We start from the raw sequence: 20,387 nt of genomic DNA, 5'->3' as shown, positions 1-20,387 counted from the left end.
CGGAGCCGGCGGCGGTCAGACGCTGAAATTCTCGTGAGGCACGGCCCGTTGCCAGACCGCATCGAACGCGGTGGCGCACAGGAGGGCCACCGCTGGGTCGTCGCTGAAGGACGGCCCAGCGCTCTCCCCGTTGCCGGTGAAGTGGTTGAACCGCACCAACTTGCCGTCGAACAGCCAGAAGTCGCAGCCCGGCAGGGCGAGGTCCGCCGTCTGCCGTCGCGGCAGCCAGCGGATCTGCTCGCCTGCGGCGATGTTGGTGAACGTCCCGGAGTGCTCGAACCGGATGTACTCCGTGACCGGCTCGGACACGATCCGGGCACGGCGAACCTCGACACCCCGGCTCACGGTCTCCTCGATCAGCGTCAGCCACGGACGCCACCAGGACGCACGGTCGGCCGGGTCGTACCGGAAGCCGTCCCTCCAGGCGGCAAACGCCTCAGCCTCCTTCACCACGCTGTAGGAGTCACGCATCTCCAGGTGAACCGCACTGGAGCGCGCAGCAGCCAACTGCTCAGCGAATGTCAGTACCCTCGGCGGCATCGCATGCCTTCCTCAAGATCGGCACCATGCGGGCCGGTAGCCGGACCACATCCTCCGAATCGGGGATGCTCCCGGTCTCCCGGCACGTGGCGCGCAGCTTCTCGGTAGCCTTCCAGCCCTGTACGACGATCTCGTCGGCTTCGTCGTCGTACCAGACGGTCGGGCACTCGTCGTCGCCCGTGTTGGGGTCGATCCCAATGAACCGCAGTGCCATGGCAACTTCCCCTTGCAACTCGGTTGCGTGGATTTGCATGACGGTCCCCGACTCGGCAGTCATCGTCAAGAGCATGACGCACTGGCGTAGTTGGTGCCAGGTTTCGCCAACTTGGCCGCATCCTCTCTACCGGCGGCCTCTTGCGGGGGGCAAGAGGCCGCCGGAACGATCGGGTAGTTCGCGTCGCCCCGTCGAGCACCAGCTCGACGGGGCGACGTGTTCGGGCGCTGATGATTCGGGGGCGGACATCGAGAGTGGCCCGCTCCCTGCGCACAGGGAGCGGGCCACTTCGGTGTGCCTGTGCCTGTCAGCCGAAGCGCAGGACCTGGGTGCTGCCACCGGCCAAGACACGTTCGTAGTCGCACTCACCGTTGAGCGAGCGGTAGTTGATGACCGGATCGCCGGCTCGTACGAGGGTGGTCGCGCACCCGAGGCACCAGGGCTGTGGCGGGTGTACGTCGAGATCCTCGATCACTGCGGGAGCAGAGCACTGCATGCAGTCCGCCATCGGATCCTCCCCGGGGTCAGGCCCAGGTGGAGCCGCACGCGGTGCAGCCCCATCGGCCGTCCATGGTCTGGTAGGTGGCGCTCGATCCGCAGACCGGGCAGGCGCGGGCACTCGGCTCGTCGGCCCGCTCCAGCAGCGTACTGGGCGTCGGGGCGGTGGTGGGCTCAGTCTCGGTGACGGGCTTGTCGAGCAGGGCGCTGCTCATGACGTCTCCCTCAGGATGGAGTGGCAGAAGTGCGCCGGCCGGGCATCACCCAGGAAACCCGGCTGCGGGTCCGGACACGGATGCCGCCGGGGGCTCCCGCACGCCGTGTGCGTGCCCCGCACACCTCGTGCACGCCCTGCCTGGAGGCGCTGCCCTGTCGATACGGTGGACACTCCGCGCAGTCGAAGGGCAACGCTATGTCACGGCAACGTCAGCTTGGGGCGGTCATCAGGGCCGCTCGGTGTGCGCGGCGGATGACTCAGACCCAGCTGGGCCGGGCGTGTGGCTACTCCGCATCCGCGATCAGTCGGGTTGAGGCGGGCGCGCTCCGGCCGGCCGAGCAGGCGCTTCTGCGGATTGCCCAGGCGTTGGACCTGCCTCTTGACGCCATTGGGCTGGGCCGACCAGCTACGCTGGCGCGGGATGTGACTCTGGATCAGGAGGACGCCATGCTCCGCAGGCAGCTGCTCGTGGCCGGCATGGCGGCAGCTGGGGTGTCCGTGCTTCCATCCGCCTCGGCTGCTGCCGCGCGCCCGGACGCGTCGGCCCGGATCGTTGGGGCCCTGTACGAATCCGAACCGTCCGCACCCATGTCGTTGCAGCAGCTCAAGGCATCGCTGGCCTCGGCGCGCGCACATTTCGCGGCGGCGCGCTACCAGAACCTCGGCGACTTCCTGCCCGGTTTGTTGGGCTCGGCGCACGCGACCCGTGAGGCCTTGTCCGGCCGGTCCCGTGAGGAGGCCCATGCCTGTGTGGCCCGCGCCTGGGTGCTGGCGACGGAGCTCGCGCTGAAGGCTCACTCCGATGTCGCGTGGCCGGCGGCGGACCGGGCCTTGGCGGCGGCCCAGGCCAGTGGCGACCCGGTGGTGCACGGAGAGGCGGCTCGGGTTCTGGCGATCACGATGCGGCGTTCCGGACGCCCGGTCGCCGCCGTCGATCTCCTACGTCGCACCGCAGACTCGCTCTCTCGAGGCCAAGGCGACGTGCCCGGGGCCGTGGCGGCGACCCTGCTGATGACGGCCGCCTACACGGCCGCATGCGGACAGCGCCGAGGTGCAGCCCTCGACCTCATGGCAGGTGCCGAGGAAGCCGTCGACCGTCTGACCAGCGCCAGGTTCCTGCCTGGCTCCCCGCTGTTCACGGTCGACGCCACCAGTGCGCAGGTGGACCTGTACTGGATCGGTGTACACACGGCGCTGGGCACCCCCGACGAGGGCGTGCCGTATGCGGCGCGGATCGCGCCAGACCAGCTGTCGACCACTGAGCGCCGGGCTCGGTACGGCACGGACTGTGCGCGCATGTGGCACCGCCTCGGCGCCCACCGCAAGACGTTCACGTTGCTGCGGTTCATCGAGCAGGTCGCCCCGGAGGAGGTGCGCCGGCCTGCTCTGCGGGCGCTCACAGCGGACCTGCTGTACGCGCCGGTCACGGTGCCCGGCGTACGGGAGCTTGCGGCGCGCACAGGCGTCGTATAGGGAGGAAGGCCCCTGCGAGGTGGATGCTGGTGGCGAAATCGATCAGCGGCGTCCGGCGGCGAGGGTCAAGAGTGCATCCTCTGGCCGCAGGTGGAATCCAGCTCTGCCGACTTGGCCGCGTTCTCCCTGCCGGCGGCCTCTTGCGGGGAGCAAGAGGCCGCCGGAACGATTCGCTCAGGGGGTGGTGGTGAGGTGGTCGAACTCGCCGGCCTTGGCGCCCTGAAGGAAGGTGGCGAACTTGAGAGCGGAGGTGCGAACGATGACCTCGCCGTCATCGGACTCCCGGAGTTCGATCAGCCCGCCAAGCGCACGTACCTCGACGCAGTTGTTGGCTGCTTCACTGAAGCTGGACTTCTGCCAATCGGTGCTATTCATACTTGTCGTTCATTTCCTTCGTGATCGAGCGAATAAGATCTCGCGACTCGCGTTCCGGGAGCGCGACGGCTTCGATGCGCTCCAAGATTGCGCGGTAGCCCGCCAGCTGCGCGGGCGAGTCGAAGATGTGGGAGCCGTGAGACGAGTCGGCCTGGACCGTGTCCAGCTCGGGCACCGGTCCCTCCGCATAGATCAGATTCTCACTGGGGCCAGGGAAGTCGGCCGTGGCAAAGGGCACGACTCGCAGTGAGACGCCGGAGAGGTCGGAGTCACTGACGAGTGAATCAAGCTGGTCTCTGAGTACCGCAGGCCCGCCGTACTGGATGCGCAACGCCGCCTCGTGGATGAGCGCCGTATACGGCGTTTCGCCGGACCGGATGACCTGCTGTCTCCGCAGGCGGAACTTCACCCTGCGATCGACCTCGCGGTCGGGGAGATGGGTGAACCCCCTTGCGAAAACCGCACTCGCATAAGGGTTCGTCTGTAGCAGTCCCGGGATGATGCCGATGGTGAAGCTCTTGAGTCTCTTCGCGCGACCTTCGATTTCCGCCACATCGATCGGAGCGGCCGCGAGTGCCGTCCGGTACTCATCCCACCAGGCCGAGTCCCGCTCTCTGGCCATGTCGGCGAGCGCTTCGACCAGAGGTGCGTTGGCGCACATGCAGGCTTCCGCGATCTCATGCAGGCGCGCCACGCTGACAGCTGACTTCCCGATCTCCATCTGGCTCACCAGGGCGGGAGTCACCCCGAGCAGTCTGGCGAGGTGGCTGCCGCCGAAGCCGGCTTGCTCTCTCATCCTTCGCAGTTCGGCGCCGAGGCGTCGCTGACGGAGGGTGGGGACTCGAAGGGTCATGGCGTCCTCTCTGCCGGTGCAGAGGACAGTGTGCCGCGCCGGTCGCCTGCGGATCCATCCGGGCTTCTTCCCCCGTGAGGAGGAACCTTCTCCCGTTTGGCTTTAATTAAAGAGCGGGTGCGCTACTGTCGTTCCCGGATCGATCCGACGAATCGTCAGTAATGCCTGCATCAAGGGCAGTAGGTGCCTGCTGCCCGCGCACCGAAGAGCAACCGCCGCCCCGGCCTGGCTCACGGTGACGACCGTCATCACCCCTCCCCACACCACAGCCTCACGGAGGTTCCCGTGTGCACCCGTAACACCCCCTCGCTCACCCTCTCCCGCCAGGCCCTGCGGGACGCCATGACCCGCAGCGGCGGCTGGGACGGCGACACCATCTTCAACGCCGAACTCGCCCTGGTGGAGCTCGTTGTCAACGCCTGGCGGCACGGCGACACCCCCGCGCCCGTCGTCTGGTTCTCCGTCCTCGGCCGCACCCTCCGGGTCACCGTCTCCGACGAGAGCGACGCCCTCCCTCGGCAGCGAACGCCCGCCGATTCCGCCGAGTCCGGCCGGGGCCTCCAGCTCGTCGCCGGGCTCACCCATCGCTGGGGCGTCGACCCGCAGAAGCGCGGCAAATCCATCTGGTACGAGCTGGACTCCCTCGCGTGACCCGCGACCCCATCCTTCCGGAGGAGCCCCGAAGACCTCGAACACGTCGCCCAGGAACTCAACGGCCGTCCACGCAAGACGCTCGGCTGGAACACTCCAGCCGAGCGTCTACGTGATCTACTCACCACCTGAGAACCAGACGGTGTTGCAACGACCACTGGAACCCAAGACCCAGGGCGAGGGCCTCGCGGGGTGCGCCCGCTGTCCGACGAGACGAGGCAACGGCGAGACCGCATTCCTCCGCTCCGCGCTGACGTGTCAATTCAGGTTTGACCGTCGGCGTCACAGGCTCGGCACCATGCCCTGATGTCGGCGTCGGAGGGAGGCGTCTTGGCGTTCTCGATCCGGGACGACTTCGATTCCGACCAGCCGCACCTGGCGGCCAGCTCCCGCCGCTGATCCCCGCGTCCTTCCGAATTTCGCTCAGCCGACCGGCAAGGACTTCGCGGGCCTTCTGAACGCTTGGAGAGGGGTGCGCTGGCAAGGAGCCGGCCTTCGTCAGATCTCGTACAGATGGTGCGGGAGCGTTCGCTCCCAGACTGCTTCGAACGCGGTGGTGCACAGCTTCACGGCGTCCGGGTCTGTCGTGATCTCATCCTCGACCACGGTGCCGTCCCCGGAGAAGTGGTGCACCCGAAGCAGCGCACCATCGAACAGCCAGACGTCGTTTCCCGGCAGGGGGATGCTCGTGGCCTGCCGCCGTGGCAGCCAGCGGACCTGCTCGCCCGCCGTGACGTTGGCGTGGGTGACGTAGTGCTCCCACTTGATGTACTCGGACACGGGCTCGGAGATGACCCGGGCTCGACGGATGACCACACCCCGTGCCACGGTGTCCGTGATCAGCTGGTCATAGGGGTGCCACCAGGACTGCCGGTCCTCCCAGTTGATCCGCTCACCGCGCTGCCATGCCTCGAACCGCTCCGTCGGGGCGTACGAGTCCCGCAGCTCCAGATGGACTGCGGATCGCCGGCACCGCCCAAGCAGCTCAGCGAAGCTGGGCACGCTCGATGGCATCACATGCCTCTCTGATCACGGGCACCATCCGGGCCGGAAGCCTGACGATGGCCTCATCGTCGGGCACCGGCCCGTTCGCGGGACTGGTTCCTTCGCAATCCGCCTGGGTCTCGGGGCGCGGGTTCCACCCCTGGAAGAGGATCTCCTGAGCGTCCGGGTCCACCCACACGGTGGGGCAGTGGTCCCGGTCGGTGTTGGGGTCGATGCCAACGAACTCTACAGCCATGGCCGGCTCCCTGGTCGAAATCTCGCTCGGGCTTTCATCGGCATCAAGAATTAGCAGACATTCCGTCAATCTCTGTATGTCTGACGATAATTGGCGTGCAAGCCCATGCAAGCCCGTGGATCTCAAGACGCTACCGTCCTTAGCGTTTCCTGCATCGGCAAGCAGGAGAAAGGGAAAGAACATGGGTAATCACGGCGGCGGCTCCGGCGACGGCAAGGGCGGCGGGCAGCAGGACGACAGCAACAAGGGCGCCGGGCACGGCGGTGGCGGGTCCGACGAGGGCGGCAACACCTCGGACGGCCAGAGCCCGGCGGGCGGCAAGTGACCGGCGAGACGCTCAAGGAGGCGGGTCCCCAGGGGCTCGCCTCCGCGCTGGTGGCCGGCGGCGCGCTTACCTCGGACTGGCTCCCGTCCTTCAAGGCCGTGCCCCGTGAGCTGTTCGTCCCGGATCGCATCTGGCCGGGCATCGCGGACGGCACGAAACAGAACCCCGTGGTGCACCGGTCGCAGGACCCCGAAGCGTGGCGGACGGCGGTCTACTCGGACGTCCCGCTGACCACGCAGTGGGACGACGGCGACCACGCAGGGGACGGGCTCGGAACGACCCCCACGTCGTCCAACTCCATGCCCACGATGGTGTTCTCGATGCTCCGGGACCTCGACGTTCGCCCAGGCGACAGAGTGCTGGAGGTCGGAGCGGGCACGGGGTGGAACGCGGGCCTCCTCGCCCACCGCCTGGGCAGCCCCAACGTGGTGACCGTCGAGTACGACCCGGACGTTGCCCGCGGCGCCCGGGCAAACCTGGCCCGGGCCGGACTCGCACCGACCGTGGTCGAGGGCGACGGACGCTCCGGGTGGCCGGAGGGTGCTGCGTACGATCGGATCATCGCCACCTGCTCCCTGCTGGAGATCCCTTCGGCGTGGCTGGCGCAGACGGCCCCCGGTGGGATCATCGTCGCGCCGTTCGGCACCGAGTACGGCGGCGAGCAGATCGTCCGGCTGACCGTGAACGACGACGGCACCGGTGCGAGCGGCAGGTTCACCCGGAGCTCGGCGTTCATGCGACTGCGCCAGCAGCGCACCGACCGGCCCCCTTTCGAGGACTACCTGCGTGGCCGGCAGTGGCCCGCCGACGGGGTGAGAAGCACCACCGCGCTGGCCCCGCCGGACACCGGCGGCTGGTTCGAGCAGTTCCTCATCGGAGTGGCCGTCCCCGGCGCCTTCTGGAGGGCGGAGCGCTACGACGACGGCGCGTACACGCTGTGGCTCTACAGCCGGGACACCCGGTCGTGGGCGTCCGCCGACTACGAGCGCGGCCGCACGGAGTACGAGGTCTACCAGTCCGGCCCCCGGAACCTCTGGGACGAGGTGGAGGCCGCCTGGCACTGGTGGGACGACCAGGGCCGCCCCGGCTTCGCCCGGTTCGGCCTCACGGTCACCCCGGACACCCACACCGTGTGGCTCGACGCCCCGGAGAACCCGGTGCCGCTCCGAAACTGATTCGTTCCGTCGTTTCGCCCCGTCGAGCTCGTTCGGCTCGACGGGGCGAAGGCCTGCCTATTCCATGCCCAACGAGCGCCGCAGGAAGTGCAGTTCGTGGGTCAGCAGGTGCTCGACCACTGCTTCGTCGGTGGGGCGGTGGCCGGTGGCGCGCAGGGGGAGGACCTCGTGCGGGCGGCCGGCGGCGAGGAGGGCGGCGGACAGCCGCAGGGTGTGGGCGGGGTGGACGTTGTCGTCGGCGAGGCCCTGGATCAGCAGCAGCGGGCGGCGGAGCTTCGGCGCCTCGGCGATCAGCGAGCCGCCGTCGTAGTGCTCGGGGTGCTCGTCGGGGTGGCCGAGGAAGCGTTCCTGCCAGTGGGTGTCGTAGAGCCGCCAGTCGCTGGGGGCGGCCCCGGCGGAGGCGGCGTGGAAGACGTCCGGGCGGCGCAGCACGGCGAGGGCGGCGAGGTAGCCGCCGTAGGACCAGCCGCGGATGCCGACCCGGTCGAGGTCGAGCAGCCCGGGCCGCAGCCGGGCGGCCGCCCGCAGGCCCTCGACCTGGTCGCCGAGGGCGGGCTCGGCCTTGTCGCCGTGGATGGTCTTGTCCCAGCGCGGCCCGCGTCCCGGGGTGCCGCGGCCGTCCACCACGAGCACCGCGAAGCCCTGGTCGGCGAACCACTGCGAGACCTGGTCCCACCAGAGGCCGCCGGTGGTGACCTTCTGCGTCGCGGGCCCGCCGTACGGGTCGAGCAGGACGGGCAGCGGGCCGTCCCCGGGGCGGTGGCCGGTGGGCAGGAAGAGCGCGGCGCGCAGTTCGTACGGGCCGAGCCGGAGCAGTTCGGGCCGGGTGGTGCCGACGGGCGGCTCGGCGTACGAGGTGAACGGGAGCGCCGGGCGGCCCTCGCGCAGGACGGTGGAGTGGCCGCCGGGGTGCCCCGGGGAGCGGGTGGTGAGCACCAGCGTGCCGCCGCGCCGCACCCCGGTGTGCAGGCCGGGGCCGTTGCTCAACCGCCGTGGGCCGGTGCCGGGCCGGTAGGTCCAGAGGTGGGTCTCGGTGGGTTCGTCGGAGGCGGTGAACAGCACCTGCTCGCCCTCCGTGCCGAGCACCGCGCGCAGCTGGAGCCCCGGCGGGGTGACGGGTTCGCCGTCGACGGTGAGGTGCCGGGTGCCGTCGAGGTCGGCGGTGTCCACCAGGGCGCCGCCCGCGGTGCGCGCGGGCAGGCCGGGGAGCAGCTCGATCCAGTGCGGGTCATGCCGCTCGGCGAGCACCCGGGTGGCGCCGTCCGGTCCGATCGCCAGGGTGCGGACGGTGCGCTGGTCGCGGCTCTGCACGGCGGCGTACGGGCCGTGGCCGTCCCAGCCGGCGGCGGTGAGGTACTCGAAGGCGGCGCGGTCCCAGCGGACCTCGGTGCGGGTGCCGTCGAGGCCGAGCAGCCACAGCGAGACCTCGGCGTTGGCGGTGCCGGCCAGCGGGTAGCGGATGGTGCGCGGCGGGTGGTGCGGGTCGGTGGGGTCGGCCAGGAAGATCCGGGCGACCGGGCGGTGGTCGACCCGGGCGGCCAGCAGCGCGGTGCCGTCGGGGGACCACCAGTGGCCGCGGTCGCGGTGCATCTCCTCGGCGGCGACGTACTCGGCGAGCCCGTAGGCGACGTCGTCGGCCTCGGGTTCGGCGAGCGGGCGGTCGTCCGTGCCGCCGTCCGTCCCGTCTCCCGTGCCGTCGGTGCCGACCACCCGCAGGGCGCCGCCGCTGACGTAGGCGATCCGGCGGCCGGCCGGGTCGAGCCGCGGGTCCTGCGGCGGGCCGGGGACGGGGACGGCGCGGACGGTGCCGGCGGCGGTGTCGGCCAGCCACAGGGCGCCGTCCAGCGCGAAGGCGGCGAGCAAGCCGGCGGCGTCGGTGCTGTACTCGGCGATGCCCTCGGCGGAGCCCAGGGCGGCCGGGTCGGCGATCAGCCGCTCCGCGCCGGTGGCGGTGTCCAGGGCCCAGAGGCAGGTGAGCGGGTCGGTGCCGCCCCGGCCGCGCAGGAAGAGCACGGTGCTGCCGTCCGGCGAGGGTTCCGGCCGGACCGGGACGCCCAGGGTGAAGCGGTGGGTGCGGGCCAGCCGGCGGGGTAAGGAGTCGGTCGTCATGCCGGGCACCATAGGCACGGCCGGCGCGTGGCTGTCGAGCGGAATACCGCCGCGGCGGAGGGCGGCGGTGCCGGCGCGGGCGGAAGGACAACCGGGCGGGAAAGCGACCGGGCGGGAAAACGACCGGGGCCGCCGTGGATCTCAGGAATCCACGGCGGCCCCGGAGTCGTGAGCCGGAGACCGGTGCGTCAGTGAACGTCGCCCATGAGGGCCTGGACCTTCTTGCGGTAGGTGAAGATGGCGAACCCGGCGAGGGCCGCGAGCGACGCCTGCATCGCGATGATCCCGGTGCCGTTGAGGCTGACGCCGGCCAGCGAGAGCAGGCTGGTGGTGCAGTCACCGGCGGTGACGGCGAGGAACCAGACGCCCATCATCTGGGAGGCGTACTTGCGCGGCGCCATCTTGGTGGTGACCGAGAGGCCGACCGGGGAGAGGCACAGCTCACCGATGGTCTGGATCAGGTAGATCGAGACGAGCCACAGCGGGGAGACCAGGGTGCCGTTGTCCGCCATGGTCATCGGGATGATGAAGACGAAGAACGAGACGCCGACCAGGACCAGGCCGATCGAGAACTTCACGATGGTGTTCGGCTCCTTGTCCCGGCGGGACAGCCAGAGCCACAGCCACGCGAAGACCGGCGCGAACGCCATCACGAACAGCGGGTTCAGCGACTGGTACCAGGTGGCCGAGAAGCCGAAGCCGAACAGGTTGTCGGCGGTCTTCTTGTCCGCGAACAGGGAGAGCGTCGATCCGCCCTGGTCGTAGATCATCCAGAAGATCGCGGCCGCGGCGAAGAACCAGATGTACGCGGACATCTTGGACTGCTCGTCCGAGGTCAGGTCCTTGTCGCGCTTGATCCGGGTCAGCACGGTGACCGGGATCAGCAGACCGGCGACGGTCAGCGGGACGAGGACCCAGTTCAGCGTGTAGTGGCCCAGGCCGACGACGGCGCCGTAGAAGACGGCGACGGCGAGCAGGGTCAGGCCGGCCTTCGCCAGCAGGCGCTTGCGCTCCTCGGGGACCAGCGGGTTGGGGACCTCGCTGCTCACCGGGTTCAGGTGGCGGCTGCCGAGCAGGAACTGGGTCAGACCGACGGCCATGCCGACCGCGGCCAGGCCGAAGCCCAGGTGCCAGTTGTACTCCTTGCCGATCGTCCCGATGACGAACGGGGCGACGAAGGCACCGAGGTTGATGCTCATGTAGAAGACGGTGAAGCCACCGTCGCGGCGCGGGTCCTCGGGGCCGTTGTAGAGCTGGCCGACCATCGTGGAGATGTTGGCCTTCAGCAGCCCGGAGCCGAGCGCGACCAGGAGCAGGCCGAAGAAGAACGCCGCCTGGCCGGGGACGGCCAGCGCGATGTGGCCGGACATGATCACGAACCCGGCGATGGCGACGGTCTTGCGGGCGCCCCAGACCCGGTCGCCGAACCAGCCGCCCGGGTAGGCCATGAGGTAGACCATCGAGACGTAGACGGAGTAGATCGCCGTCGCCGTCGTCGCCTTCATGGCGAGGCCACCGCCCTGGCTGCCGATGGCGGCGTCTGCGCCTCCGGAGACCAGGTAGTAGATGAGCAGGGCGCGCATGCCGTAGTAGGAGAAGCGCTCCCACATCTCGGTCATGAACAGGGTGGCGAGCCCCCGGGGGTGCCCGAGGAAGGTCTTGCCGCTGGGATTGGCCGACGGGACGTCGGTGTCCAGGGTCTTAGACGCCATGAGTAGTGGTTCCTTGCCTGACAGCGTCCGCCCGGGGGGTGTGGCGGCGGACGTGGACGAAACCACTCTACGTGGCGACATTTGCCCGTATCAGATGACAAAAGCCTTGAATCAGGTAGGGGAATGGCAAAGTTGGCCGCAGATCCGCCCGATCTATCGATGGTAGACGGGCGTGTCTTCCTTCGGTTTCAAGATCCAAAAGGAGATTCTTCGCTGAACGGCCGGTCTGTCGCGCGGCGTTGAGTCCGGCCGAGGCTGTATGTAACGATCACGCTCTGTGAACTACCTCACAGGGCATACGGGCATACCCCGGCGGACTACCATCACCCCATGACCTGTGTGCTGCTCGCCGAGGACGATCCGGCCATCTCAGAACCGCTCGCCCGGGCCCTGCGACGCGAGGGCTACGAGGTGCTCGTCCGCGAGGACGGTCCGACCGCCCTCGCCGCCGGCCTCACCGAGGAGGTCGACCTCGTCGTCCTGGACCTCGGCCTGCCCGAGATGGACGGCCTGGAGGTCTGCCGCCGGCTGCGCGCCGACGGCAAGAGCTGCCCCGTCCTGGTGCTCACCGCCCGCGCCGACGAGGTGGACACCGTGGTCGGCCTGGACGCAGGCGCCGACGACTACGTCACCAAGCCCTTCCGTCTGGCCGAACTGCTCGCCCGCGTCCGGGCCCTGCTCCGGCGCGGCAACGTCGACCAGCTCACCACCGGCGCGCACGGGGTGAAGATCGACATCGAGTCGCACCGCGCCTGGCTCGGCGACGAGGAGCTGACCCTCTCCGCCAAGGAGTTCGAGCTGCTGCGCGTCCTGGTCAGGGACGCCGGCCGGGTGGTCACCCGCGAGGAGATCATGCGGCAGGTCTGGGACACCACCTGGTGGACCTCCACCAAGACCCTGGACATGCACATCTCCTGGCTCCGCAAGAAGCTCGGGGACGACGCGGCGAACCCGCGCTACATCGCCACCGTGCGCGGCGTGGGCTTCAGGTTCGAGAAGAACTAGCCCCTGACGGACATCGGGCCCTCGGCCCGCGGCGGCTGAACACCCCGGGAGCGGCGTGAAACGCAGGATGATCAACTCGCTGCTGGGCGTGGTCCTGGTGGTGGTCGTGGTGTTCTGCGTGCCGCTCGCCCTGGTCGAGAAGCGGACCATCGTCAACTCCGCCCAGGACCGGGTGGACGCGGCCGCCGTCCGGGTGCTCGCCCTGGTCGAGAGCCGGCTCGCCGCCGGGGAGCCGGTCACCGGGCGGGCCTTCGAGAGCCAGATCACCGAGGGCAGCTACGTCGAGGTGCAGGTGCCGGGCCAGCCGGTGGTGTCGGCGGGCGAACGCCCGCCGGGAAGCCACCTGCTGAAGGCCGTCGAGCGCGGCAACAGCGGCGAGACCGTCACCGTCGAGCAGTCCCGCGAGGACGTCGACCACGAGATCGCCAACAACCTGCTGCTGCTCGGCGTGGTCGCCCTGCTGGCCGTCCAGGCCGCCGTGGCGCTCGCCGTCTGGCAGTCCAAGCGGCTCGCCCGGCCGCTCACCGACCTCGCCGAGACCGCCGAGCGGCTCGGCTCCGGGGACCCTCGCCCGCGCGACCGCCGCTACGGGGTGCCCGAGCTCGACCGGGTCGCCGAAGTGCTGGACACCAGCGCCGAGCGGATCGCCCGGATGCTCACCGCCGAGCGCCGGCTCGCCGCCGACGCCTCGCACCAGCTGCGCACCCCGCTCACCGCGCTCTCCATGCGGCTGGAGGAGATCACCGCCCTCGCCGAGGACCCGCAGACGGTCCGGGAGGAGGCGACCATCGCCCTCCAGCAGGTCGAGCGGCTCACCGACGTGGTCCAGCGGCTGCTCACCACCCAGCGCGACCCGCGCAGCCCCACCGCCGTCGCCTTCGACCTGGACGAGGTGATCAAGCAGCAGGTGGAGGAGTGGGGCCCGACGCTGCGCGAGCAGGACCGGGTGCTGTCCCTGGAGGGGCTGCGCGGGGTCACCGCGGTCGGCACCCCGGGGACGGTGGCCCAGGTGCTGGCCACCCTGATCGAGAACTCGCTGATGCACGGCGCCGGGACGATCACCCTGCGGGTCCGGCCGTCCGGCACCTCGGCGGTGGTCGAGGTCCAGGACGAGGGTGCCGGCGTGCCCGCCGACCTCGGCAACCGGGTGTTCGAGCGGGCGGTCAGCGGGCGCAACTCCACCGGCATCGGCCTCGCCGTCGCCCGTGACCTCGCGGAGGCGGACGGCGGGCGGCTCGAACTGCTGTCGCTGAAGCCGGCGGTGTTCGCGCTGTTCCTCGGGCGCAGCCACGAGGACTGAGCGGGTCGGTTCGCCGGGCGGGCCCGTGCGGCGGGCGGTCCGGCGGGCCGGGCGGGTCCGTGCCGTGGAGCCCCGGCGGACACGGCGAACCCCGGCGGCCGGTTCGGCCTGCCGGGGCTGCGGAGAGTGCGGGGCGGTGCGGGCCGCGGGGCCCGTCCGGCCTACTCGGCCTTGGCGAAGCGGATCCGTTCGGTGGCCAGCATCAGCTCGGCCTGGGCGGCCAGCTCCTGGCCGTCGGCGGTGTCGACGGCCTGCTCGGTCTCCGGCAGCGCCTTGAAGACCCACGTCCGGTAGGAGAAGAACCGGAAGGTCGTGCCGGCGATCAGACCGATCACGTTCTTGGCGATCAGCTGGCTGGTGGCCGAGTGGTAGCCGAGCACGTGCACCGAGAAGGCGTTGATGCCGTTCTCGATCAGCATGCCGATGCCGCTGAAGATCAGGAAGAGGGTGATCTCGCGCTTGCGGGAGGCCGCGTCCCGGTCGCGGTAGAGCCAGTAGCGGTAGCCGAGGTAGTTGGTGCCGATCGCGACGCTGGTGGCGATGTAGCCCGAGAAGGAGTTGACCGGACCGGTCGCCTTGAGGCAGACCCAGAAGACACCGGCGTTGACGATCACGCCGGTCACGCCGACGATGGCGAACTTCACCACCTCACCCCTGAGCCCACGCAGTTTCTGCATGAGCGTGGGTTCCGAAGCTGCGGTCGTCGCCATACCGGGTGGCCTCCATGTGCCTGCGGGGAAAAGGGTGTCCCACTGGGCCGGAGCCACCCCTTGAGCCCTGCGTGCACGCACATGATCCGACCGCGCGGACGAGGACCTAGCCGTTCAGGCTACCCGCTTCCACCGAACGGCTCAGCCGTCCGGGGCAGGGGTTGACATCTACGCGCGTCCGCTCCGGTCGGCCCACCGGCGGCTCCACCGCCTCCGACCGGCCCGGATATCCTGGGCCGCGTGACTTCCCCGGGCAATGTGAATTTTCCAGTGGTGGGCATGATCGGTGGCGGGCAGCTGGCCCGCATGGCACACCAGGCGGGCATCCCGCTCGGGGTCAGGTTCAAACTCCTCGCCGACACGCCCCAGGACTCCGCCGCACAGGTGGTGTCCGACGTCGTCCTCGGCGACTACCGCGACCTCGACACCCTGCGCGCCTTCGCCGCCGGCTGTGACGTGATCACCTTCGACCACGAGCACGTCCCCACCGAGCACCTGCGGGCCCTGGAGGCCGACGGCATCGCCGTCCGCCCCGGCCCGGACGCGCTGGTCAACGCCCAGGACAAGGGCGTGATGCGGGCCAGGCTGGACTCCATCGGCGTCCCCTGCCCCCGGCACCGGATCGTCACCGACCCGGCCGACGTCACCGCCTTCGCCGACGAGCTCAAGAGGGACCAGGGCGAAGCCCTGTCGGCCGAGGGCGGGGGTGGGCGACGGGCGGGAGGCTACCCGGTCGTCCTGAAGACCGTGCGCGGCGGCTACGACGGCAAGGGCGTCTGGGTCGTCGAAGACGAGCAGCAGGCGCAGGCCCCGTTCCTGGCCGGCGTCGCCGTGCTGGCCGAGGAGAAGGTCGACTTCGTCCGCGAGCTGGCCGCCAACGTGGTCCGCTCGCCCAGCGGTCAGGCCGTCGCCTACCCGGTCGTGGAGAGCGTCCAGGAGAACGGCGTCTGCGCCGAGGTCACCGCCCCCGCGCCGGACCTCGACCCGGCCCTGTCCGACGAGGCCCAGCAGCTCGCCCTGCGGATCGCCGGGGACCTCGGCATCGTCGGCCACCTCGCCGTCGAGCTGTTCCAGACCAGGGACGGCCGCATCCTGGTCAACGAGCTGGCCATGCGCCCGCACAACTCCGGGCACTGGACCCAGGACGGCGCGGTCACCTCGCAGTTCGAGAACCACCTGCGGGCCGTCCTCGACCTCCCGCTCGGCGACCCCCGCCCCCGCGCCAAGTGGACCGTCATGGTCAACGTCCTCGGCGGCGACTACCCGGACATGTACCACCCCTTCCTGCACTGCATGGCCCGCGACCCCGGGCTGAAGATCCACATGTACGGGAAGGACGTGAAGCCCGGCCGCAAGGTCGGCCACGTCAACGTCTTCGGGGACGACCTCGAAGACGTCCGCGAGCGCGCCCGCCACGCGGCCGCCTACCTGCGAGGAACGATCACCGAATGAGCTCCGCTGCCACCCCCGTCGTCGGCATCGTGATGGGATCGGACTCCGACTGGCCGGTCATGGAGGCCGCCGCCCAGGCGCTCGACGAGTTCGGGATCCCCTACGAGGTGGACGTCGTCTCCGCCCACCGGATGCCCCGCGAGATGGTCGCGTACGGCGAGCAGGCGCACCGGCGCGGCCTGAAGGCGATCATCGCGGGCGCCGGCGGCGCGGCCCACCTGCCGGGCATGCTCGCCTCGGTCACCCCGCTGCCGGTCATCGGCGTGCCGGTGCCGCTGCGCTACCTGGACGGCATGGACAGCCTGCTGTCGATCGTCCAGATGCCGGCCGGCGTGCCGGTGGCGACCGTCTCGGTGGCCGGCGCGCGCAACGCCGGCCTGCTCGCGGTGCGGATGCTCGCCGCCTTCGACCCGGAACTCACCGAGAAGATGACCGACTTCCAGGCCGAGCTGAACAACCAGGCCACCGAGAAGGGCGAGAAGCTCCGCGCCAAGGTGGCCGGTTCCTCCTCCTTCGGCTTCGGCAAGTAATCCCACCGGTGGGGGTGGGGTAGAACAGCCCGTATGACTTCTCGGACGGACTCCCTCACCCTCCTGGACCGCGCCCGCGCCCTGCTGCGCACCGCCCCCGTGGTGGACGGCCACAACGACCTCCCGTGGGCGATGCGCGAGCAGGCCGGGTACGACCTGGGCGTGCTCGACCTCGCCGCCGACCAGAGCGACCGCCTGCACACCGACCTCGCCCGCCTCGCGGAGGGCGGGGTCGGCGCGCAGTTCTGGTCCGTCTACGTCCCGTCCTCGCCGGACGGCGACCACGCGGTGAGCGCCACCCTGGAGCAGATCGACTTCGTCCACGCCCTGGTCGATCGCTACCCCGACCGGATGCGGCTCGCCCGTACCGCCGCGGACATGGAGGCCGCCCGCGCCGAGGGCCGGATAGCGTCCCTGATGGGCGCGGAGGGCGGCCACTCCATCGACTGCTCGCTCGCCACCCTGCGCGCCCTGTACGAGCTGGGCGTGCGGTACCTGACGCTCACCCACAACGACAACGTGCCGTGGGCCGACTCCGCGACCGACAAGCCGGCGGCCGGCGGGCTGACCCGGTTCGGCGAGGAGGTCGTCCGGGAGATGAACCGGCTCGGCATGCTGGTCGACCTGTCGCACGTCTCCGCCGACACCATGCGCGACGCCCTGCGGGTCACCGAGGCGCCCGTCGTCTTCTCGCACTCCTCCGCGCGCGCGGTCTGCGACCACCCGCGCAACATCCCCGACGACGTGCTCGCCCAGCTGCCCGCCAACGGCGGGATGGCGATGGCCACCTTCGTGCCCAAGTTCATCCTGCCCGCCGCCATCGAGTGGACCAGGGCGGCCGACGAGAACATGCGCGCTCACGGCTTCCACCCGCTGGACACCACCCCGCCGGCCATGGAGCGCCAGCGCGCCTTCGAGGCCGGGCACCCGCGCCCGACCGCCACCACGGCCACCGTCGCCGACCACCTCGACCACATGCGCGAGGTCGCCGGCGTCGACCACATCGGCATCGGCGGCGACTTCGACGGCACCGCCTTCCTGCCGGACGGCCTCGACTCGGTGGCCGGCTACCCCAATCTGGTCGCCGAACTCCTCGGCCGCCACTGGTCGGAGGCCGACCTGGCGAAGCTCACCTGGCACAACGCCGTCCGCGTCCTGCGCGACGCCGAGTCGGCGGCCGCCGGGCTGCGGACCACCCGCCGCCCGTCCATCGCCACCATCGCGCGGCTGGACGGCGCGGACTCCTAGCCGAGCCGGGGGATCTCGATGGCCGGGCACCTGTCCATCACCATGGCCAGGCCGGCCTCCCGGGTCCGCCCGTAGGCGGCCTCGTCGATGACGCCGAGCTGGAACCAGACCGCCTTCGCCCCGGCCCGCACCGCCTGGTCGGCCACCTCCCCGGCCAGCGTGCTGTTCACGAACACGTCCACCACGTCCACCTGGAACGGGACTTCGGCGAGCGAGGCGTAGCCCTGCTCGCCGAGGACCGTCTCGGCCTTCGGGTGCACGGGCACGATCCGCTTGCCGTACCGCTGGAGCACCCGGGCCACCCCGTACGCGGCCCGGGCGGTGTTGCCGGACAGCCCCACCACCGCCCAGGTGTCGCCCGTGCCGGTGAGGATCCCGCGGATGGTCGCGTCGTCGCCGTAGCTCGTCATGCCGGTACCAACGACGTCCGGGGGCACCGGATTCCTGGGGTCAGAGATCGGTGGCGTTGAGCTTGACCAGGGCTGTCGTGTCGCTCTCGTACGCGACGTCCAGTTCGACGAGCATGGCCTTCCCCCGGGGCCGGTTCTCGTCGGTCTCGTCGCGGTTCCTGAGGCTCATGCGCGACGTGCCCTCGTCGACCAGCCGGACGCGCGGGAAGGCGGCGGTCAGCCGGGCGGCCAGGTCGGCCCTGGGCATCCGGAACTCGGCCTCGTAGCCCTGCTCCTGCCAGCCGCCGGTGTCCGTGCAGCGGGCTCCGGTGGCCTCTGCGGGCATCGACCCGCCCGCGAAGTCCACGACCTTCGAGCAGTCGGCCTCGACGGGCCTGCCGGAGGCGAGGTCGTCGACGGCGGCCAGGAAGCGGCTCGCGACAAAGACGAGCAGGAGGACGACCGTCGGGCACGCGATGGCCAGCCCGATGAACAACCTGCGCCTGTGCATGAAGGACCCCCGGTCTCCAGAGTGCCGCGGACGGCGGAGACCCCGATCCTCGCACGAGGGTTGAACATGTTCAAATACCGGCACCCCGGGAAAGCGGAAGTGCCCGCCCCCGGGGTCGGGGGCGGGCACTTCGGGGGAGCGCGGGCGGTCGCGTCAGCTCGGGCGGCCGAGGGCGCGGTAGGTCCAGCCGGCGGCGCGCCAGGCGTCGGCGTCCAGGACGTTGCGGCCGTCGAGGAGCCGGCGTTCGGCGACGACGGCGCCGAGCTCGGCCGGGTCCAGCTCGCGGAACTCGGACCACTCGGTGAGGTGGAGGACGACGTGGGCGCTCTCGGCGGCCTCCAGGGCGGAGCGGGCGTAGGCGAGGGAGGGGAACATCTTGCGGGCGTTGTCCACGGCCTTCGGGTCGTAGACGGTGACCTGGGCTCCCTGGAGCTGGATCTGGGCGGCCACGTTGAGGGCGGGGGAGTCCCGGATGTCGTCCGAGTTGGGCTTGAAGGCGGCGCCGAGCACGGCGACCCGGCGGCCCAGGAAGCCGCCGCCGCACTGCTCGCGGGCCAGCTCGACCATCCGGGAGCGGCGCCGCATGTTGATCGAGTCGACCTCGCGCAGGAAGGTCAGCGCCTGGTCGGCGCCGAGCTCGCCGGCCCTGGCCATGAACGCGCGGATGTCCTTGGGCAGGCAGCCGCCGCCGAAGCCGAGGCCGGAGTTGAGGAACTTGCCGCCGATCCGCTCGTCGTAGGCGAGCGCCTTGCTGAGCTGGGTGACGTCCGCGCCGGCCGCCTCGCAGACCTCCGCCATCGCGTTGATGAAGGAGATCTTGGTGGCCAGGAAGGAGTTGGCGGCGGCCTTGACCAGTTCGGCGGTCGCGTAGTCGGTGACCATGAACGGCACCCCGGCGGCGATCGGCTCCGCGTACACCTCGCGCAGCACCCGCTCGGCCCGCTCGCTCTGCGCGCCGACCACGATCCGGTCCGGCCGCAGGGTGTCCTGCACGGCGAAGCCCTCGCGCAGGAACTCCGGGTTCCAGGCGAGTTCTGCGGCCTCGCCGACCGGCGCCAGCGCGGCCAGCCGCTCGGCCAGCCGGGCCGCCGAGCCGACCGGGACGGTGGACTTGCCGACCACCAGGGCGGGGCGGGTCAGGTGCGGTGCGAGCTCGTTGATCGCGGTGTCGACGTACGACATGTCGGCGGCGAACTCGCCCTTGCGCTGCGGGGTGTTGACGCAGACGAAGTGCACGTCGCCGAACTCGGCCGCCTCCTGGGCGGAGGTGGTGAAGCGCAGCCGCCCGGTCGAACCCTCGTGCCCGGCCACGTGCTTGAGCAGCAGGTCGGACAACCCCGGCTCGTACATCGGGACGCGGCCCGCGGTCAGCATGGCGATCTTGTCGGGATCGATGTCCAGGCCCAGCACCTCGAAGCCGAACTCGGCCATCGCGGCGGCGTGCGTGGCGCCGAGGTAGCCGGTGCCGATCACGGAGATGCGGAGGGTCACGGGTTCTCCTTGGATGCGGACGCGACCAGTACGGATGCCCTGATGCTATCCGCCCGGCGAGGACGCGCCGGGATCACCTGCACGCCCGGACGCTAGGCAGCCGCAGGTCGGCGCCCCTAGGATCTCTACTGAACGGTAGTTAACCGCGGATTCGACTCGGACCGGACGTCGATCGGACGCCGGTCGGACGTCGGCCACTGGACGACGAGGCGGGCATCATGGCGGGCAGCGCAGGGGCGGCTGACTTCGATCTCTTCCGTATCTCCGAGGAGCACGGGATGCTCCGTGAGGCGGTGCGTTCGCTGGCCGAGGCGAAGATCGCTCCGTTCGCGGCGGAGGTGGATGAGCAGGGGCGGTTCCCGCAGGAGG

General features: G+C 70.7%; 24 protein-coding genes and 1 pseudogene. 10 read left to right on the top strand and 15 right to left on the bottom strand.

Going from position 1 to position 20,387, the window contains the following annotated elements:
* Window positions 1-15: 15 nt before the first annotated feature.
* The 4 genes from BU198_RS06400 to BU198_RS06385 form a co-directional block, all read right to left on the bottom strand.
* Window positions 16-540: a DUF6879 family protein gene (locus BU198_RS06400; RefSeq protein ID WP_188295867.1), complete on the bottom strand. Its 525-nt coding sequence runs from the start codon at window positions 538-540 to the stop codon at window positions 16-18.
* Entirely contained in the window at window positions 512-817 is a 306-nt protein-coding gene (locus tag BU198_RS06395; protein ID WP_317619997.1) for a hypothetical protein, read from the bottom strand. The genes BU198_RS06400 and BU198_RS06395 overlap by 29 nt, the downstream gene beginning before the upstream one ends.
* Before the next feature lie 244 nt (window positions 818-1,061).
* Window positions 1,062-1,262 carry a hypothetical protein gene (locus tag BU198_RS06390; RefSeq protein ID WP_223244011.1) on the bottom strand — a complete coding sequence of 67 codons (201 nt, stop codon included), beginning with the start codon at window positions 1,260-1,262 and terminating at the stop codon, window positions 1,062-1,064.
* Window positions 1,263-1,278: 16 nt separating this feature from the next.
* Window positions 1,279-1,467, bottom strand: a complete 189-nt coding sequence (locus tag BU198_RS06385) for a transposase (protein WP_188295866.1) — start codon at window positions 1,465-1,467, stop codon at window positions 1,279-1,281.
* A gap of 254 nt (window positions 1,468-1,721) precedes the next feature.
* Here BU198_RS06385 and BU198_RS06380 point away from each other — a divergent pair, with 254 nt between their 5' ends.
* A complete protein-coding gene (locus tag BU198_RS06380; protein ID WP_411293154.1) occupies window positions 1,722-2,942 on the top strand; it encodes a helix-turn-helix domain-containing protein in 1,221 nt (406 codons plus the stop codon).
* A gap of 174 nt (window positions 2,943-3,116) precedes the next feature.
* Here the strand turns inward: BU198_RS06380 and BU198_RS06375 are convergent, their stop codons facing one another.
* Complete coding sequence (locus BU198_RS06375; protein WP_188295864.1) at window positions 3,117-3,317, bottom strand: DUF397 domain-containing protein; 201 nt, start codon at window positions 3,315-3,317, stop codon at window positions 3,117-3,119.
* A complete protein-coding gene (locus tag BU198_RS06370; protein ID WP_223244010.1) occupies window positions 3,310-4,170 on the bottom strand; it encodes a helix-turn-helix domain-containing protein in 861 nt (286 codons plus the stop codon). Before BU198_RS06370 ends, BU198_RS06375 begins: the two co-directional genes overlap by 8 nt.
* Window positions 4,171-4,455: 285 nt before the next feature.
* On the opposite strand from BU198_RS06370, the gene BU198_RS06365 reads away from it, so the two are divergent.
* A complete protein-coding gene (locus BU198_RS06365; protein ID WP_317619996.1) occupies window positions 4,456-4,821 on the top strand; it encodes an ATP-binding protein in 366 nt (121 codons plus the stop codon).
* A gap of 269 nt (window positions 4,822-5,090) precedes the next feature.
* On the opposite strand, the pseudogene BU198_RS06360 reads toward BU198_RS06365, so the two are convergent.
* The 3 genes and pseudogenes from BU198_RS06360 to BU198_RS06350 all read right to left on the bottom strand — a co-directional run.
* Window positions 5,091-5,305, bottom strand: a pseudogene (locus BU198_RS06360) (helix-turn-helix domain-containing protein); the annotation flags it as partial.
* 14 nt (window positions 5,306-5,319) lie between these two features.
* On the bottom strand, window positions 5,320-5,835 hold the full coding sequence (locus BU198_RS06355) for a DUF6879 family protein (RefSeq protein WP_188295862.1): 516 nt from the start codon (window positions 5,833-5,835) through the stop codon (window positions 5,320-5,322).
* Window positions 5,807-6,061, bottom strand: a complete 255-nt coding sequence (locus tag BU198_RS06350; RefSeq protein WP_188295861.1) for a hypothetical protein — start codon at window positions 6,059-6,061, stop codon at window positions 5,807-5,809. The genes BU198_RS06355 and BU198_RS06350 overlap by 29 nt, the downstream gene beginning before the upstream one ends.
* Before the next feature lie 181 nt (window positions 6,062-6,242).
* Between BU198_RS06350 and BU198_RS06345 the strand changes: the two genes are divergently transcribed.
* Window positions 6,243-6,386 (top strand): hypothetical protein, encoded by a 144-nt coding sequence (locus tag BU198_RS06345; RefSeq protein ID WP_188295860.1) that lies wholly within the window; start codon window positions 6,243-6,245, stop codon window positions 6,384-6,386.
* Window positions 6,383-7,561 carry a methyltransferase domain-containing protein gene (locus BU198_RS06340; RefSeq protein WP_188295859.1) on the top strand — a complete coding sequence of 393 codons (1,179 nt, stop codon included), beginning with the start codon at window positions 6,383-6,385 and terminating at the stop codon, window positions 7,559-7,561. Before BU198_RS06345 ends, BU198_RS06340 begins: the two co-directional genes overlap by 4 nt.
* A gap of 57 nt (window positions 7,562-7,618) precedes the next feature.
* On the opposite strand, the gene BU198_RS06335 is transcribed toward BU198_RS06340, so the two are convergent.
* A complete protein-coding gene (locus tag BU198_RS06335; protein WP_188295858.1) occupies window positions 7,619-9,670 on the bottom strand; it encodes a prolyl oligopeptidase family serine peptidase in 2,052 nt (683 codons plus the stop codon).
* A 188-nt stretch (window positions 9,671-9,858) separates the two neighbouring features.
* Complete coding sequence (locus BU198_RS06330) at window positions 9,859-11,382, bottom strand: peptide MFS transporter (protein WP_188295857.1); 1,524 nt, start codon at window positions 11,380-11,382, stop codon at window positions 9,859-9,861.
* A gap of 330 nt (window positions 11,383-11,712) precedes the next feature.
* Here BU198_RS06330 and BU198_RS06325 point away from each other — a divergent pair, with 330 nt between their 5' ends.
* Window positions 11,713-12,387, top strand: coding sequence for a response regulator transcription factor (locus BU198_RS06325; protein WP_030058577.1), 675 nt, complete (start codon window positions 11,713-11,715; stop codon window positions 12,385-12,387).
* A gap of 55 nt (window positions 12,388-12,442) precedes the next feature.
* Window positions 12,443-13,687, top strand: a complete 1,245-nt coding sequence (locus tag BU198_RS06320; protein ID WP_188295856.1) for a HAMP domain-containing histidine kinase — start codon at window positions 12,443-12,445, stop codon at window positions 13,685-13,687.
* Window positions 13,688-13,848: 161 nt separating this feature from the next.
* On the opposite strand, the gene BU198_RS06315 is transcribed toward BU198_RS06320, so the two are convergent.
* On the bottom strand, window positions 13,849-14,364 hold the full coding sequence (locus BU198_RS06315) for a GtrA family protein (protein WP_188295855.1): 516 nt from the start codon (window positions 14,362-14,364) through the stop codon (window positions 13,849-13,851).
* A gap of 291 nt (window positions 14,365-14,655) precedes the next feature.
* Between BU198_RS06315 and BU198_RS06310 the strand changes: the two genes are divergently transcribed.
* From BU198_RS06310 to BU198_RS06300, 3 genes are read left to right on the top strand one after another with little or no spacing between them, the layout of a single operon-like run.
* Complete coding sequence (locus BU198_RS06310; protein WP_188295882.1) at window positions 14,656-15,849, top strand: 5-(carboxyamino)imidazole ribonucleotide synthase; 1,194 nt, start codon at window positions 14,656-14,658, stop codon at window positions 15,847-15,849.
* A complete protein-coding gene (purE, locus tag BU198_RS06305; protein WP_188295854.1) occupies window positions 15,846-16,379 on the top strand; it encodes a 5-(carboxyamino)imidazole ribonucleotide mutase in 534 nt (177 codons plus the stop codon). The genes BU198_RS06310 and purE overlap by 4 nt, the downstream gene beginning before the upstream one ends.
* 33 nt (window positions 16,380-16,412) lie before the next feature.
* Window positions 16,413-17,627, top strand: a complete 1,215-nt coding sequence (locus BU198_RS06300; RefSeq protein WP_188295853.1) for a dipeptidase — start codon at window positions 16,413-16,415, stop codon at window positions 17,625-17,627.
* On the opposite strand, the gene BU198_RS06295 is transcribed toward BU198_RS06300, so the two are convergent.
* From BU198_RS06295 to BU198_RS06285, 3 genes are all read right to left on the bottom strand, one after another.
* The gene (locus BU198_RS06295; protein ID WP_188295852.1) at window positions 17,624-18,037 is read right to left on the bottom strand and encodes a CoA-binding protein; all 414 of its coding nucleotides are present in this window, start codon (window positions 18,035-18,037) and stop codon (window positions 17,624-17,626) included. The genes BU198_RS06300 and BU198_RS06295 overlap by 4 nt on opposite strands.
* Window positions 18,038-18,077: 40 nt before the next feature.
* On the bottom strand, window positions 18,078-18,527 hold the full coding sequence (locus BU198_RS06290; protein ID WP_188295851.1) for a hypothetical protein: 450 nt from the start codon (window positions 18,525-18,527) through the stop codon (window positions 18,078-18,080).
* A gap of 153 nt (window positions 18,528-18,680) precedes the next feature.
* Window positions 18,681-20,018 carry a UDP-glucose dehydrogenase family protein gene (locus BU198_RS06285; RefSeq protein WP_188295850.1) on the bottom strand — a complete coding sequence of 446 codons (1,338 nt, stop codon included), beginning with the start codon at window positions 20,016-20,018 and terminating at the stop codon, window positions 18,681-18,683.
* A 218-nt stretch (window positions 20,019-20,236) separates the two neighbouring features.
* Between BU198_RS06285 and BU198_RS06280 the strand changes: the two genes are divergently transcribed.
* On the top strand, window positions 20,237-20,387 hold a 151-nt coding region (locus tag BU198_RS06280), incomplete at its 3' end, for an acyl-CoA dehydrogenase family protein (protein WP_188295849.1).

The sequence above is a fragment of the Streptomyces sp. CBMA156 genome (assembly GCF_014596515.1).
Taxonomy (GTDB): domain Bacteria; phylum Actinomycetota; class Actinomycetes; order Streptomycetales; family Streptomycetaceae; genus Kitasatospora.
Note: the sequence above shows the minus strand (reverse complement) of the source record. Positions and strands in the feature narration are given on the sequence as shown.

What these genes read in the sequence shown, in the direction of transcription:
- BU198_RS06400 (WP_188295867.1), bottom strand. Translation starts at nt 540, where the DNA reads ATGCCGCCGAGGGTACTGACATTCGCTGAGCAGTTGGCTGCTGCGCGC.
- BU198_RS06395 (WP_317619997.1), bottom strand. Translation starts at nt 817, where the DNA reads ATGACTGCCGAGTCGGGGACCGTCATGCAAATCCACGCAACCGAGTTG.
- BU198_RS06390 (WP_223244011.1), bottom strand. Translation starts at nt 1,262, where the DNA reads ATGGCGGACTGCATGCAGTGCTCTGCTCCCGCAGTGATCGAGGATCTC.
- BU198_RS06385 (WP_188295866.1), bottom strand. Translation starts at nt 1,467, where the DNA reads ATGAGCAGCGCCCTGCTCGACAAGCCCGTCACCGAGACTGAGCCCACC.
- BU198_RS06380 (WP_411293154.1), top strand. Translation starts at nt 1,722, where the DNA reads ATGACTCAGACCCAGCTGGGCCGGGCGTGTGGCTACTCCGCATCCGCG.
- BU198_RS06375 (WP_188295864.1), bottom strand. Translation starts at nt 3,317, where the DNA reads ATGAATAGCACCGATTGGCAGAAGTCCAGCTTCAGTGAAGCAGCCAAC.
- BU198_RS06370 (WP_223244010.1), bottom strand. Translation starts at nt 4,170, where the DNA reads ATGACCCTTCGAGTCCCCACCCTCCGTCAGCGACGCCTCGGCGCCGAA.
- BU198_RS06355 (WP_188295862.1), bottom strand. Translation starts at nt 5,835, where the DNA reads ATGCCATCGAGCGTGCCCAGCTTCGCTGAGCTGCTTGGGCGGTGCCGG.
- BU198_RS06350 (WP_188295861.1), bottom strand. Translation starts at nt 6,061, where the DNA reads ATGGCTGTAGAGTTCGTTGGCATCGACCCCAACACCGACCGGGACCAC.
- BU198_RS06345 (WP_188295860.1), top strand. Translation starts at nt 6,243, where the DNA reads ATGGGTAATCACGGCGGCGGCTCCGGCGACGGCAAGGGCGGCGGGCAG.
- BU198_RS06335 (WP_188295858.1), bottom strand. Translation starts at nt 9,670, where the DNA reads ATGACGACCGACTCCTTACCCCGCCGGCTGGCCCGCACCCACCGCTTC.
- BU198_RS06330 (WP_188295857.1), bottom strand. Translation starts at nt 11,382, where the DNA reads ATGGCGTCTAAGACCCTGGACACCGACGTCCCGTCGGCCAATCCCAGC.
- BU198_RS06325 (WP_030058577.1), top strand. Translation starts at nt 11,713, where the DNA reads ATGACCTGTGTGCTGCTCGCCGAGGACGATCCGGCCATCTCAGAACCG.
- BU198_RS06315 (WP_188295855.1), bottom strand. Translation starts at nt 14,364, where the DNA reads ATGCAGAAACTGCGTGGGCTCAGGGGTGAGGTGGTGAAGTTCGCCATC.
- purE (WP_188295854.1), top strand. Translation starts at nt 15,846, where the DNA reads ATGAGCTCCGCTGCCACCCCCGTCGTCGGCATCGTGATGGGATCGGAC.
- BU198_RS06300 (WP_188295853.1), top strand. Translation starts at nt 16,413, where the DNA reads ATGACTTCTCGGACGGACTCCCTCACCCTCCTGGACCGCGCCCGCGCC.
- BU198_RS06295 (WP_188295852.1), bottom strand. Translation starts at nt 18,037, where the DNA reads ATGACGAGCTACGGCGACGACGCGACCATCCGCGGGATCCTCACCGGC.
- BU198_RS06290 (WP_188295851.1), bottom strand. Translation starts at nt 18,527, where the DNA reads ATGCACAGGCGCAGGTTGTTCATCGGGCTGGCCATCGCGTGCCCGACG.